Here is a 14,614-nt window from a genome sequence, read left to right on the forward strand (position 1 = left end):
ATTTGATTTCCTACGCTAAATTTATGTGCATTGAGCGATCGCACACTAAAACTGAAAGTAGACAAAGGGTTGAGGATTGATTGCTGTCAGCCGAAATATTGTTGAAACCAACACCCCAAATAAAACAGCAAAACTCCAACTAGGAATTTTACGCCACCAATCAGCAAACCAACCCTTATAAGCCGCCCAGTGGAGGATAATTAAAGGTACAAAAATCCATGCAATTTGGATATTTAGGTTTTCATAACCAAGAGAATTAAAGAATAAAAAGGATTTTTCTATTTGTACAGCACTGCTGAGATCGTTACTCCGAAAGAAAATGACAGAGGCACAAAACCAATAGAATGTTAGGGGAATACCTAGCATCTTTCTCAGTGGTACTAATTCCTTATAGGGAGCGATCCGAGATGACCATTGCCTGTGAACAACTAAGGCGATGCCATTTAATCCACCCCAAACTACAAAATGCCAAGCAGCCCCATGCCAGAGTCCTGATAAAAGCATCAAAGTGAGAATATTTCTATAGCCAAACATTTCTGTGCGTTCAGCTTTTGGTCGTTTTCTCATTAAAGGAATATAAACATAATCTCGCAACCAACTGTAAAGAGTGATGTGCCAACGTTGCCACAACTCAGTGATATTATTGGAAAGATAGGGGAAATTAAAGTTCAGAGGTAGTTTGTATCCAAGTAAACCGGCTGAAGCGATCGCCATATCAGAATAACCAGAAAAATCGCAGTATATCTGGATGACGAAAGAAATAACACCAATCCAACAACTCAAGAAAGTATAATTTTCTGGATTCGTGAAATACTGTTCTACTACAGGCGAAAGATTATCGGAAATGCAGGCTTTCTTAAAATACCCTACGAAAAAAAGCATTAAACATCCTCTAAAATCAACCTCGCTTAAGTTTTTTGGGGTTAGCAGTTGCGGTAAAAAGGTAGATGCACGGACAATAGGCCCTGCAACCAGTTGAGGGAAAAAAGTTACAAATAGAGAAAAATCCCAAAAATTTCTTACAGGTTTGAGTTTACCTAGATAAATATCCAGGGAATAACTCAGAGTTTGAAATGTGTAAAAACTAATCCCTGCTGGCAAAATAATATTAAGGGTTTTAAGACTCAGGGGTAAGCCCAAAAAAGCTAATAAGTTGGCAGCAGAATCGGTGAAGAAATTATAGTATTTAAAAAATCCTAATATTCCGAGATTTGCTACTAAACTAAGTATCAACCATGCTTGACGTTGTTGCTGATTTTGTGGCTTATTTAGCAAGCCATCCCAATTCCAAAAACTTGTAGTTTCTTTTTTTTCTACTACCTCAAGTGAGGCGATCGCTTTTGCTTGCAAATCACTAACCTGTGGTCTAGATAGCATTAAACCGACAAAGTAATCAATAACTGTCGATAGCAAGAGCAAAAAAAGGAAGCGCCAATCCCAAGCACTATAGAAAATATAACTACAGACTAGCAGCCACAATTTCCGATGATTGTGTTTCTGCAAAGCCCAATAAATGCAGAAAACAATCAGGAAGAAAAATATAAACCGAAATTCTGTGAATACCATATTTATTTATATGTAATTAGTGATTAGGTAATAAAAACTAGATATTTAAAGTCTACCACTAATAAGTTTTTCTCCAGAATTTTTCAAATATTGGCTAAATTCTGATGCCAGTAAAAGTGTGAATTCTTCAGCGCCTTGATGATTGAGATGTGCGCTATCAATTCTGCGATCTAGTTCATATAAATTAGTAAAATTATTAGGATTATTAAAAGCAAATAGATTCTCGATATATCCCGATTTATACGCTCTGTAAATAGCAGATGGGTTGGAATCAGTTTCGAGAATTGGAGGAATGAAAAATATAGCTTCCATTTTCTTTTTGTTAACTTGCTGCTGTTGTTCGATCCGAGAAGCAATATTCTTCATCATTTTCGCTCCATATATTGTAGATGGATCGTTAAATACATTTTCTGAATTGAAATTTGCTAATTTTGCTTGTTCATTTTTGAGATTTTTTTGATAAGTATCCAAACCATTTGCTCTAAACATAGTTTTCCATTTATCAGCTTTTTTTTGCCAATCTATTGCGTAATATCCAGATTCTTGTATGAGCCTATCCTCAGATACTTTTGCTAATGGATCTGAAATTGATAAATCTAAATTTAATATTCTTTCCTGCCAGAAAGTAGAAAGTTGACCAATTCCTAGCCATCGGTAGATAAAGCTTTGAAAGTTAGCGTATATATATGGAACTTTTGCTTGCCAGCTATCGATTGATGATTCCAAAATTAATTGGAAATTTTCTAGTGTTTTCCGAGGAGTATGCCAGTATATCTCTTGAACGGAAGTAGAGCCAATGTTGGTAAATAAGTCAACTGAACAATCGAGAAATATCCACTTTAAGTTTGCTGGTTCTAAAGCCAGAATTTTTTGTAAATAAAAATCTAGTTCTGATACATTTGCACCTGCAATACCAAAGTTGAAAGATTTTACACTTTTACCCTGTGTCGTCATGTATTCATCAAACAATTTCGGGATCACCCCAAAGTAGGTAGTACTTGGCCCTAGAAAAATAGCGTCATAATCATCTTTGTGTTCAGTCAAATATTGCCATTTAACACTGATTTCACCAAGGTTCTGGATAGTCTTGTAATAGGGTAAAACGAGATTCAAGCATCCAGAAGAAAAAAATATAGTAGTTATAAAAATTAAACTATAACCAAACATAACTAGTGGTTTTAACATGATTGTTCCTTAGATATCTACAACTACATCTACTTCTGCCTTTGTTAATTGCCAGTTCATCTTCAGGTTGAGCCAGAAATTCCAAAGTGTCACACAAGCGATCGCTACCAATTTAGCTATGTATTCATTCACGTGGAATTGATAAAATAGCCAATTTACAATTAGGCTATTGAAAATCAGCCCAACCAAACAAATTAGATTAAACTTGACAAAACGTTGAAACTTTAAATTTAATTTTTGTTGAAAAGACACATCACCAAACGTCCATAAATCATTCCACAGAAAATTATTAATAATTGCTATTTCTGTGGAAAGCATTGCACTCAGAGTTAACGCCAAACATAATGAGCTATGTAAAAAATAAAATGCTCCCAAGTCTACAATTACCCCACTAAAACCGACTACAGCAAAGCGAAAAAACCGACTTATGAGCGTTGAAGAAACAAATAATTGGACTTTATCTCTCAAGAAGCTAATACTAAAGTAGTTAATAAATTTATTCATTCAATTTTTACTCACTTAATATTTTTTATCGAGGCTGCTACAATCAGAAATATTCACGTCTTCTGATTTTTCTCGAGTTGCCAAAACCCTTCAAGTGGATAGACTAATTTCAGGGAGTTAGTTTTATCCTTCTCAAGCTGATGAGCTAAACTATTTTCCAGATCGTCAACAAAGAAAATAGTATTGTAATATTGAGGAATTATTGGTAACTGGTCATTTTGGATTGTAAGTAAGCCAACTTTTGGCTTTAAGTTATGACTTAAGGTGAGGATAACTCCCAAGTTATAATCATTTTTACTACTTACCAATAAAATACTATTAGATTGATTAATAAGTTGACTCATTGCTAGCAAATTCTTGCCACCAATTTGTGACCACCAAGTTTCAGTCTGAAAAAATCTAACATCAGAAACTAGCCCAGAGAGGAGTAATCCCATCGTCATAATTTGCCAAAGATTTTTCTGCCAGTTCTTTGCTAAAAAAAGCTGGAAAGCTAAAATATAGATTACAGCAATTTGGATGCTGAGGTATAAGGGTAACTGATAGCGAAAATAAATGGAGCGAATTCCTCCAAAAATTAGGTCGTATAAAAGCAATGTTAAACCGGGAAATCCCCCTAATAAAGCAATAAATAAACTAGTGTTATTTGATAAGTGATTTTTCAAGAAAATGATAATGTAAATAATCAACAATAAACTGGCTATTATTGTAGGAATGCTATAAAATAAAGGACTTTCCGCAGGCAAATTATTGACCCAAGCATCATCAGAAGCCAAATTAAAATCAAAAAATATTCGGCTAATCCGACTGAGCCAAATTCCAATCAGGTCAAAAGGACTATCGGTTTTAAATGTTATCCATGACAAAAGATTTGTTGCTGTGTCAGCTTTGGTAATCAGCACCGTTAGCCAGGGTAAAAACATTAAGCAAGCTGCTATTGAACTCAGTAAATAATTACGCAAGGTTTTGTGAAAGCGAAACTTTTGCCTAATAACTACATAAATCCCATGAGCGATCGCAACCATTACTGTTAATAAATGGGTATAGAATCCCAAGGCTAGGGTGAGAGCATACACAGCCCAGGTAGAGAAACTTTCTCGGCGAATAGCTCGCAACAAAGCAGCACTTGATACTAGGATCATCACCATCCACAAACCGTATTCTCGTGCATCTTGGGCAAAGAAAACCTGCAAGGGAGAAATCCCCATCACAGCCATTCCCACCCACCCTACTAGTGGTGATTCAAATAACTCTAAACACAACCAATACACACTAGGAAATATCAACAAACTGATTACTGCTGATAAACTCCTAACTCCCGCCGGAAAATCCCCAAAGACTTGCGCCCACAATCTCACCATTACATAATACAAAGGTGGATGTTGCGGGTCTGAAGTTATTAAGTAGCGAACTGTATCAGCCACAGATCGATCTGGGTTAATGTGTTGATATTTGTCTAAAGTGATGGCAGGAATTATGCCTTGATTATTACCCCAATTGCTAAAAACTTCTTGTTTAACCTCAGCTAGCGTATGACCAGATATTGCCAGCGATGTAGCAATTTCATCGTACCAATACACTTTTTGCCCTAAATGGGTAAAGCGAAAGAAAATACCTAACCCAATCAGGCTAATTACCAAAATTTTTAACCAAGTTGGAGGATTTGACTTTGCTAGCAATTGGATCAACCCTTTTTAAAGTAATGTATTAATTACGAATTATGTTAGCGACGCAAAAGCGTCATTACGAATTACCCTTTTGGCTGTTTAAAATATTCCTGTGCAAGAATTGGTGGATACTTAGGAACTTCATCTATATCTAAGCAAGTCTGAATGGACTTAATTTGAGCATCGTAATTAGGGCCTGTAAAAAAGGCGCATGAGTACCTTTGTTTAGCACTGTGAGATTGAGTTGGAACTATAACTCGATGTCGTGTAGCGCCAAATTTATCGTTCGTCCATCGCTGCATTAAATCTGCCACCAATACGATAATTGCATCAGGAATGAAGGGCGCTACAACCCATTCCCCAGCATTTGTATATACTTCTAATCCTTCAGAATCTTGAAATAAAAATGTCAGCGTTCCGATGTCGGTATGTTCTGCCAGATAAACTTTTCCTAGTTCTGGAGGATGATATATCGATGGGTAGTGATGTAAAACTATGCCGTGATTCTGCTCTGAATATAAATTTGTAAAGTAATTTTCTGGAATTCTCAGGGAAATAGCCAAAGCTTGGAATACTTTCAGGGCGCTTTCGTGACAACCCATGAAAAATTCTATCATCACTTCACGAAACTGAGTTGGATTTTTAGGCCATTTATTCGGTTCAAAAAAAGGATCTTCAATCGCACCAACTTCATCAGGAGTAATTTCTTTCCCAAAATGAAAGCCTTCAGTCATTAGCTCATTGGCATTATGTTTATCTTCACTCTTTTTAAAATTATGATATCCGCGAAGATTCCGATCTGGAAAGAAAGATATTTGTTCTTTTTCATGCTCCGGTAGTGCAAAAAAGCACTCGGTTTGTGAAAAAACTTGAGCAATTAGAGTATTAGGAATACCATAATTTTTGAGGTAGAAACATCCGACCTCATGAATAGCAAGAGAAATTTGTGCAGCGACAGCTTCTTTTGCGGTTAAGTCACCTATAAGAAAAGGATTGAAATCAATGATAGGAATTTGCATACAAACGATATCCTCTTTAGTTAATCTCAGTCAGTTTCAAGTTGTAAGTGTTCCAAAATGTTCCTAGTAGGGCAGAGTGTTCAATACCTTGGATACGATTTCGTACTGCCACCATTGATAAAGGGTTAACTAGATAAATAAATGGCAGATACTCCTGAGTAATTTGTTGAGTTTCTACATACATAGCTTTACGCTTTGCTTCATCCACTTCGGAGGCTGCTTGAATGTATAAATTACCAATTTTTCGTTCCCAATCTGCAACCTGTCGCCCTATTATCGGCATTTGTCCTGCTTGGGATTCTTGATTAAAAAAGTGCCAACCAGCTTCAGGCAACCAAACATTAGCCCAATCATTTGGTTCTTGACCGACAGCAACCTCAAGTAATTGACAGTCCCAATCAAAAGTTTGAGTCAATTTATTGATGAAAATGCTAGCAGCTACGGGATTAAAATCAACAGTTATGCCAAGGTTACTCAAATTTTGTTTTATGTGTACTCCCATCGCCTGCAATGCATTATTGGTACTATTCGTCATTAGGCTAAAGCGGACAATATTGCCTTGCTCGTCTAATAGCTGACCTTGATTGTTGTATTTAAAACCTGCTTTTAGAAGTAATTTTTTCGCTTTTTGAAGATTGTATTCGTAGACAGTTTGAACAGGAGAATAATACTTGCTCTGTACAGCAATCGGCGAATTTTGCAGTTTACCCAATCCCTTATAGATATTGTTGAGTATTTGTTGGCGGTCAATTCCATAGGCAACTGCTTGTCTAAATTCCACTGTATTGAACCAACGAGACTTTATAGGATCGACCAATGCTTGACCATTCCTACTACCTTGATTGAGATTAAAAGTAATAGCAGTTGACCCAATAAAAAGACCGCCATTATAGATAGTAAACTTTCCTTTACTTTCTTCATGTTTTAATAATGAAAAATAATCAGTATTGACGTTGATGTAATCCAATCCTCCAGAACGAAATTGGATTAAAGAAGTATCTTGATTAGGAATAATTTGTCCAATCACGCGCTCAATATAAGGTTGTGAGTTGCCTTGAGTATCTTTACGCCAGTAATATGGATTTTTGCGGAAAATTATTCGCTGGCTCGGAGTATAAGATTCTATTGTATAAGGGCCGTTGACAATAATATTTTTTGGGGGAGTATCAGTTCCCCAAATTGACATAAATTTGGGTATGCCTTCCTGCTCTTTTGTTTTGACGCTTTCCCGAAAAATATGGGCTGGTAAAATTTCTAATTTTGTAGCCCGAATAAATGGAGCAAATGGTTCAGGTAATGTAAATTCAACTCGCAAATTATCAAGCTTTCGTACAGTAGGTAAGGTACGATTTTGACCAATTATAAAGAAGTCTTTGGCGTAAGTAGGAATGTCTGGATTACGGTAAATTTCATTGTAGGTAAAAACGACATCTTCAGCCGTTAGTGGTTTTCCATCTGACCATTTTAGCCCTTTTCTGAGGGTGTAAATTACTTGTTTATTATCCTTGGAAGTTTGCCAAGATTTAGCTAGATCGGGTTCAATTTCTCCACGAGCATTTTCTTTAACTAGCCCTTCATAAGTATAGTTTAAAATATAAGCCGATTCTACGATTAAAGCTGGATTGAAAGTTGTCGGTTCAGTTGGGAAAGGGACAATAATTTCAGATGTTGGTATTGCTGGGATTTTTGAGGTAATTTGATGATAGATAATTATGGCGATCGCAGTTATTAAAGCCAGCAAAATTACTAGCCAACGATGACGAATTAAAGTATATTTTTTATAATTTTTTAATAACTTAGAATGCGACATCGTGAAACCACTCCGCAATTTCTTATTGACTAGGTTGAGATAACAACCTATGAGCATCTTCTAATAAAGCTGGTATTTTATCTGCATGGGGACTATGACGCAAACAATCACTTAGATCGAATTGTCTAACTTTTTCTGCTGTCAAGCCAGGGAACCAAGGATCGGCAGTATTTAAGTGGTTGTAACGCCTTGTAGCATATTCAAACATATCAAAAGCGATCGCTAAATTTCGCAACCATAAAATAACTGGAATATTAATCTCACCAGGGGTTTGGGGATATCTGGGTAAACCAGTGTGCCAAGTGCGATACCAGTCTTGTCCTAATGTGGCGATCGCTGCTTTCTCTAAACGGTTTAAAATTGGTGGTAAAATTTCATCTGCTCGTTCTAAAAGTTCTATAACCTTCAAGTGTTCGTCAAAATCTGATGGTTTAGATGCGCCCAAGCTGAGAGTATGTACTTGCGGATGGCTCAAACAAAACAGATCGTTAAACACCATCGGGCTAAGAGGATAGCACAAGTCTAATAACTTTTGTGGAGGCTTATAAAGCATACCACCTTTATCTGATGGGCTAATGATAAATACACCCATATCATGACGTGTGGCGGCTTCAATGGCGGGCCAATTGAATTGATTAATGTAGTACCAGTGGAGATTGACATAATCAAATTGATTGGTTTCAATGGTTTTGATAATTAAGTCTGTTGGAGCGTGGGTAGAAAAACCAATAAACTTTACCTTACCCTGAGCTTGCAACTGTCGCGCTACATCAAGACAGCCATTAAGACGAATGCTATCTTCAAGATGTTGGTAATTATTAATGCCATGCAGTGTTAATAAGTCAATGTAATCTAGCTTTAATAAAGCCAAAGATTTCTCACATAAATGGCGGAAATCTTCAGAGTCAGATGTAGGAGTAACCTTAGTCTGGACAATAATTTTTTCTCGAGGTAATTTAGGTAAAATAGCTCCTAATTGCATCTCAGAAGTTCCATACATTCGGGCAGTTTCGATGTGATTGATGCCAACTTCTAAAGAACGGCGAATAGTGGCTTCTAAATTCTGTTGATTTTCATCGGGAATTTGTTCTTGAGTCAGCTCCTTATACTCAGTATAGACGTAGCGCATTCCGCCACAGGAAAAGACTGGCATTGGCAATTCTGTACGCCCGAATCTACGATATTGCATCATAAATGTGTTTTGATTAAAAGAGCGATTCATTAATGACTTTTTGCTGACATCAAGCCCTGCATTACTTTGAGATGAAACATCAAGTATGATTTTTCAATATGCTGAAGGCGATCTTGAATTAACTCATGTATCTTGGAGTAGTTAGACGGTGGCATACTTGGGTATAGATGATGCTCTGACAACGAATGTTTGAACAATCGTTCTAAATGTAGGAATTTCATGCAATATACGAAGTTCTTCGTTAGATATTTGAGTAACTTCCCTAATACTATGTTTGGTATTTTCAATTATTTGATTATTTTTTGTAAGTTCCATGTTTTTCATCTCTAAATTAAGATTTGCTTGGACAGAGCAGTTGAAATATTAGATAAGTAGGCAAGAATAAATCGAAGTTTAAAGTACTTCCAGACGTAGGGTGTGTTATGCCGTAGGCTAACGCACCTTAGATTGTTGACGGTGCGTTGCGCTATGCGACAACACACCCTACATGGAAATGAAATTTCTTAACTATTTAATTGATATTGGATGGCTGCTGCTAGCTGAAATACAGTAGGTTTTTCAAACAAGTAAATCAACGGTAGTTCGACTTGCAAAGCTGACTGTAGTTTGCATATAACTTCAAGAGCTTGAGCAGAATGTCCTCCCAGTTCAAAAAAGTTGTCTTGAGTGCTAATCCGATCTATCCCTAAAATTTCTTTCCAGATAGCTAATACAACTTCTTCGATAGAATTTTGAGGTGTAACAAAATCCCTCGATATTGGAGAGACAACAGTTTGAGTGGGCAAACTTGGGGGTTCAGATATTAAGATAAGTTCAGTTAAACGCTGGTTATAATTGGTCGTTATTTTTTCCAGTAAAGTCTGAAAATTATAGACCATCTTGGTAATAGTGGCAGCTTCAAATAAATCGGTTCTGTATACAAGCAGACCTTCAATACCTGTTGATGTTTCTTCGAGCGTTAACTCTAAATCAAACTCTGCGGTATCTTTTGTATCTCTAGCAATAAACTGCTCTTTCAAAGTAAGATTTGCAAATTGTAAATTATCCTCTGGAGTATTTTGAAAGACAAACATTACTTGATTTATTAATGTGTAACTGGGATCTCTGACTGGTTGGAGTTCTTCTATTAGCTTAATCAGGGGCATTTCTTGATGAGCGTAAACACCCAAGGCTACCTCGCGCACTCGGCTAAGTAGTTCTCGGAAGCTGGGATTTCCTCCTAAATTGGTACAAAATGGCAGTAAATTGACAAAGAAACCAATCAGTCCTTCAGTTTCTACTTTGGTGCGATTTGCCAAGGCGCTGCTGACAATGATATTTTCCTGTCTTGTATAAGAGAAGAGTAATGTCTGGAATGCTGCCAACAATGTCATAAACAGGGTTACGCCTTCCTGTTGACTCAGTGCCTTCAGCGCTTCGGTTAATTTTTTTGAGAGAAATACTGATTGACTCGAACCCTTGAAGGTTCGCACTGGTGGACGTGGGCGATGCCTACGGCCAGCTTCGCTAACGCATGGTAGCTTCAATATTGGCGGACTAGTGCCTAAATGCTTTTGCCAAAACTGAAGCTGAGATTCTAAGACTTCTCCTTGTAACCACTGCCTTTGCCATTGAGCAAAGTCGGTATATTTAATCGGTAACTCAGTCAACGGCGACGGCTTACCTTCACAAAAGGCTTCGTAAACCTTTGCCAGTTCTTGGGTTAGGACACTAAAAGACCAACCATCAGCAACAATATGGTGGGTGACGGCAACGAATAGATACTCTTGTTCATCCAAACGCCAAAGCTTGCTGCGTAATAAAGGGCCTCGTGCCAAATCAAAAGGATGCTTAATTTCCTGTTCAGCCTGTTGTGCGGCTTGAGCTTCGCGCTCAGTTTCGCTGATGTGCCGGAGATCGATTACTGAAAAGTCAAAGACAGGCTCGTTAATAACAGCATAGACGACTTGGCCATTCTTAACCTGAAAAGTCGATCGCAATGTCTCATGTCGCCGGACAATTTCTCTTAAACTCTCCTCTAATGCTTTCTCGTTAAGCGCACCTGTGATGCGATAGACCAAAGGCAGGTTATAGATGGAATTGCCTGGATAGAATTGGTCAAAAAACCACAACTCTAGCTGGGTTAAAGAAATTGGTATTGGCTCGTTTTGGGGAGGAAGTCGTTTTAGAGCTAACTCCTGCCGGTCTGGGGCTTTAGCTGTAGCAATTTTTTGAGCTAAAGGTGCGATCGCCGGAGACTCAAATAAACTCAATAGTGGTAATTCTATCCCAAATGCTTTGCGCGTTAAAGCAATCACCTGAGTTGCCAGTAAAGAATGTCCCCCCAAATCAAAGAAGTTATCGTAAATACCAACTCGTTCTAACCCTAAAACATCTCTCCAAATCCCAACCAAGATTTCTTCAGTGGGAGTACGCGGTTCAACAAAAGTTTGACTTAATTCCGGTCGGCTGGTTGTTGGTTCTGGGAGAGCGCGACGGTTTACCTTACCATTGGGTGTGAGCGGGAATGATTCCATTTCGACAAAAGCTGATGGAATCATATAATCTGGCAATTGCTTAGTTAAAAAAGCCCGCAGTTGTTCGACTGTGATTGTCTCTCCCACAATGGGGACAAAGTAAGCGACTAAATATTTTTCCCTGGCACTTTCCCCATACACTTTTGCTACTGCTTGGTTAATTTGAGGATGTTTGCTCAGAACGGCTTCAACTTCTCCCAGTTCAACGCGAAAGCCCCGAATTTTTACTAAATCATCTATTCGTCCCAAAAACTCGATATTCCCATCTGGTAGATATTGGGCTAAGTCCCCAGTTTTGTACAAACAACTTGATTTTAGATTTTGGATTTTGGATTTTGGATTCTCAGAACTTTCAGCAGATTGGAAATTTTCACTTGTGTCCCTCAATCTAAAATCTAAAATCGGCAATCCAAAATCGGTAAACGGATTTGGGAGAAATTTCTGATTCGTCAAATCTGCACGATTGAGGTAGCCACGAGCCAAACCATCACCACTCACGTAGAGTTCCCCAGCCACACCAATCGGCACGGGTTGCAGATTGTTGTCTAATAAATAAACTTGCACGTTGACAGCAGCTTTACCAATGGGCGGATAAATCGGCCATTCATCTGGGTTTTGGCTAAAAGTATAAGCTGTAACTAAGTCTGCTTCTGTAGGGCCATAGAAATTGTAGAGTGTACAATTTTCCAGACGCTTAAACAGCTCGATCGTAGGCTGAGTAATTTGGAGTTGTTCGCCACAAGCGATCGCTTCCCGAATATTCTGAAATAGATGTTCTTGCTCTCCGTATATTTCTGCTAATTGCTGCCAAAGGCTAACTGGCAGAAAAACTTTACCAATTGGGTTATTAGCAAGTAAATGAATTAATTTATCTAAATCTTTGCGATCGCATTCAGAAATCATATACAGCGTACCTCCCAAGCCCCACGCCACGGATATTTCGTGATAGCTGACATCAAAACTCAGGGAGGCAAACTGAAGCACACCAATACCTGTGGCCATTTTTGCCTGATGGTGTGCTACTAAATTGGCGAGCGATCGCTGGGTAACAAGAGTGCCTTTAGGAGTGCCAGTAGAGCCAGAGGTATATATGATATAGGCTAAATTATCAACTCCTACCTCAACTTGCAGATTACTCTCAGATTCTTTGGCGATTTCGTCTTCATCTTCATCTAACACAATTAGACGATGAGCCAAGTTGCCATTAAATAATGACTGCAAATGTGTTTGAGTTAAGATGACTGGTGTTTGAGAATCGTTGAGCATGAAGGCTAAACGCTCTGATGGATAAGTAGGATCGAGGGGAACGCAAACTCCTCCAGCCTTGAGAGTTCCTAAAATAGCGCTAGCAGCTGCTAGCGATCGCTCCACACAAATACCCACCGGCACATCTGGTTTCACACCGAAGCGTTGCAAGTAGTGGGCGATTTTATTGGCTTGCTGATTTAACTCCTCATAAGTCAATCGTTGATTTTCATATACCACCGCTAAGGCTTGGGGTGTTCTTTCAACTTGCTCCTCAAATAACTGATGGATGCAACGATTGATGGGATGTGCTGCTGAGGTAGCATTCCACTGTACTAAAAGCAAATCTTGCTCTCTTGGAGTCAGTATCGGTAACTCGCCTGGGGTGCGATGAGGATTAGCGGTAATTCCCTGCAACAGAGTAAGGAAATGACCAGCCATGCGATCGATAATGTTTGCATCAAAGCGTTGGCGATCGTAGTAAATTTTGACAGTCATTTCCTCGCCAGGAATTGCCAGCAGTGTGAGAGGATAATTGGTTTGTCCTCTGTCTTGTAGTTCCCCAATGCTTAAGTTTCCAGGAAGTTGCTGCAATGTTACATTTACAGGATAGTTTTCAAATACAACCAGGCTTTCAAACAAAAGTTGAGTGCGAGGAATTTCACTTACGCCTTGAATATCTACCAGTGGAGTGTATGAATACTGCTCCCGTTCTATGTACTCTTGTTGCAACAACCGCAGCCAGGTTAACAAATCGGTTGTATCCGGGATTTTCACCCGTGCGGGTAATGTATTAATGAACAATCCCACCATCGACTCCACACCAGATAAAGTAGGTGGACGCCCAGATACAGTAGTGCCAAAAACTACATCAGACTCACCACTATAACGACTTAGTAACAGCCCCCAAGCTGCTTGTATCAAGGTGGCAAGTGTGAGATGATGTTGTTGGGCAAAAGATTTTAAGGTAGTTGTCGTCTCGGTTGATAGATGTTGCGATCGCACCTCAATATTTTGCTGTTGGTGAGAACTCTGCCCTAGCGATCGTTCAACTATTAAAGGCGTAGGTGCAGTAAACCCCTCAAGATTTTGTTGCCAGAATGCCTTCGCTTCAGCCAAATCTTGCTGTTGCAACCAATTAATATAATCTCGGTAAGGACGACTGGGAGCTAAATATAACTGTTGACCGTTCTGAATTGACTCATATAAAGCAAACAATTCTTTGAAGATAATCGGCCAACTCCAGCCATCAACTAATAGGTGATGAAAACTCCAAACAAACTCATAAGTTTCATCGGCTACTCGGATTAAAGCAAAGCGCATTAATGGAGCTTTGTCAAGTTCAAAACCTTGTTTTCTATCTGAATCTAAGAAAGAATTGAGACGTATTTCTTGCTCTTGCTGAGGAAACATTCGCCAGTCTAAAATAGACCAAGGCAAATTCACTTGTTTACGCACCACCTGAACTGATTGTTTGCGATTCTTCCAAACAAAAAGAGTCCGCAAAGCCGAATGTCGCTCTACCAACAGTTGCCAAGCTCGTTCAAATATACCTGAATCTAAATTGCCATGAATAGTTAATTGAAACTGCTCAAAATAGATTGTCCATTCCGACTCATAGAGAGTATGAAAGAGTATCCCCTCCTGCGTAGGTGAAAGGGGATAAATAGATTCAATATCTTTATTTTTACTTTGTTTTTGTGCAACTACCATTGTTTTTTAAAGACGATCTTAATTATGTTATTGCGATTTTCATTTAAGTGAGGTACAAAACCAATGTTTATTAACGCAGAGGAGCGCAGAGTCAAGCCCAAAGGTACGCAGAGGTTTGCCCAATTTTATTAGCAATGTATTAATAACCTCTAGGCCTCTGCGGTTCGTTTAAAAAAAGTAATTTTCATAAATAAAAT

The 14,614-nt window shown here is 38.4% G+C and carries 8 protein-coding genes; all 8 read right to left on the bottom strand.

The genetic code is table 11. From position 1 onward, the window contains the following. Positions 1–45: 45 nt before the first annotated feature. Positions 46–1,377 carry an MBOAT family O-acyltransferase gene (locus ACR5KR_RS03485; protein WP_448265449.1) on the bottom strand — a complete coding sequence of 444 codons (1,332 nt, stop codon included), beginning with the start codon at positions 1,375–1,377 and terminating at the stop codon, positions 46–48. 234 nt (positions 1,378–1,611) lie between these two features. After that, positions 1,612–2,751, bottom strand: coding sequence for a hypothetical protein (locus tag ACR5KR_RS03490; protein WP_448265450.1), 1,140 nt, complete (start codon positions 2,749–2,751; stop codon positions 1,612–1,614). Between the two features lie 9 nt (positions 2,752–2,760). After that, the gene (locus ACR5KR_RS03495) at positions 2,761–3,255 is read right to left on the bottom strand and encodes a GtrA family protein (protein WP_448265451.1); all 495 of its coding nucleotides are present in this window, start codon (positions 3,253–3,255) and stop codon (positions 2,761–2,763) included. Positions 3,256–3,308: 53 nt separating this feature from the next. Continuing rightward, entirely contained in the window at positions 3,309–4,934 is a 1,626-nt protein-coding gene (locus tag ACR5KR_RS03500; RefSeq protein ID WP_448265452.1) for a glycosyltransferase family 39 protein, read from the bottom strand. 71 nt (positions 4,935–5,005) lie between these two features. Continuing rightward, the gene (locus tag ACR5KR_RS03505) at positions 5,006–5,941 is read right to left on the bottom strand and encodes an isopenicillin N synthase family dioxygenase (protein WP_445627754.1); all 936 of its coding nucleotides are present in this window, start codon (positions 5,939–5,941) and stop codon (positions 5,006–5,008) included. A gap of 16 nt (positions 5,942–5,957) precedes the next feature. Further along, complete coding sequence (locus tag ACR5KR_RS03510; protein WP_448265454.1) at positions 5,958–7,751, bottom strand: ABC transporter substrate-binding protein; 1,794 nt, start codon at positions 7,749–7,751, stop codon at positions 5,958–5,960. 22 nt (positions 7,752–7,773) lie between these two features. Continuing rightward, positions 7,774–8,940: an aldo/keto reductase gene (locus tag ACR5KR_RS03515; protein WP_448270080.1), complete on the bottom strand. Its 1,167-nt coding sequence runs from the start codon at positions 8,938–8,940 to the stop codon at positions 7,774–7,776. A 506-nt stretch (positions 8,941–9,446) separates the two neighbouring features. After that, entirely contained in the window at positions 9,447–14,417 is a 4,971-nt protein-coding gene (locus ACR5KR_RS03520; RefSeq protein ID WP_448265456.1) for an amino acid adenylation domain-containing protein, read from the bottom strand. Positions 14,418–14,614 lie beyond the last annotated feature (197 nt).

It is taken from the genome of Nostoc sp. DSM 114159 (genome assembly GCF_053470285.1).

Bases quoted from the DNA above. Each gene is read 5' to 3' on its own strand.
- ACR5KR_RS03520 (WP_448265456.1), bottom strand. From the start codon at position 14,417: ATGGTAGTTGCACAAAAACAAAGTAAAAATAAAGATATTGAATCTATT.
- ACR5KR_RS03515 (WP_448270080.1), bottom strand. From the start codon at position 8,940: ATGCAATATCGTAGATTCGGGCGTACAGAATTGCCAATGCCAGTCTTT.
- ACR5KR_RS03490 (WP_448265450.1), bottom strand. From the start codon at position 2,751: ATGTTAAAACCACTAGTTATGTTTGGTTATAGTTTAATTTTTATAACT.
- ACR5KR_RS03505 (WP_445627754.1), bottom strand. From the start codon at position 5,941: ATGCAAATTCCTATCATTGATTTCAATCCTTTTCTTATAGGTGACTTA.
- ACR5KR_RS03485 (WP_448265449.1), bottom strand. From the start codon at position 1,377: ATGCTATCTAGACCACAGGTTAGTGATTTGCAAGCAAAAGCGATCGCC.
- ACR5KR_RS03510 (WP_448265454.1), bottom strand. From the start codon at position 7,751: ATGTCGCATTCTAAGTTATTAAAAAATTATAAAAAATATACTTTAATT.
- ACR5KR_RS03495 (WP_448265451.1), bottom strand. From the start codon at position 3,255: ATGAATAAATTTATTAACTACTTTAGTATTAGCTTCTTGAGAGATAAA.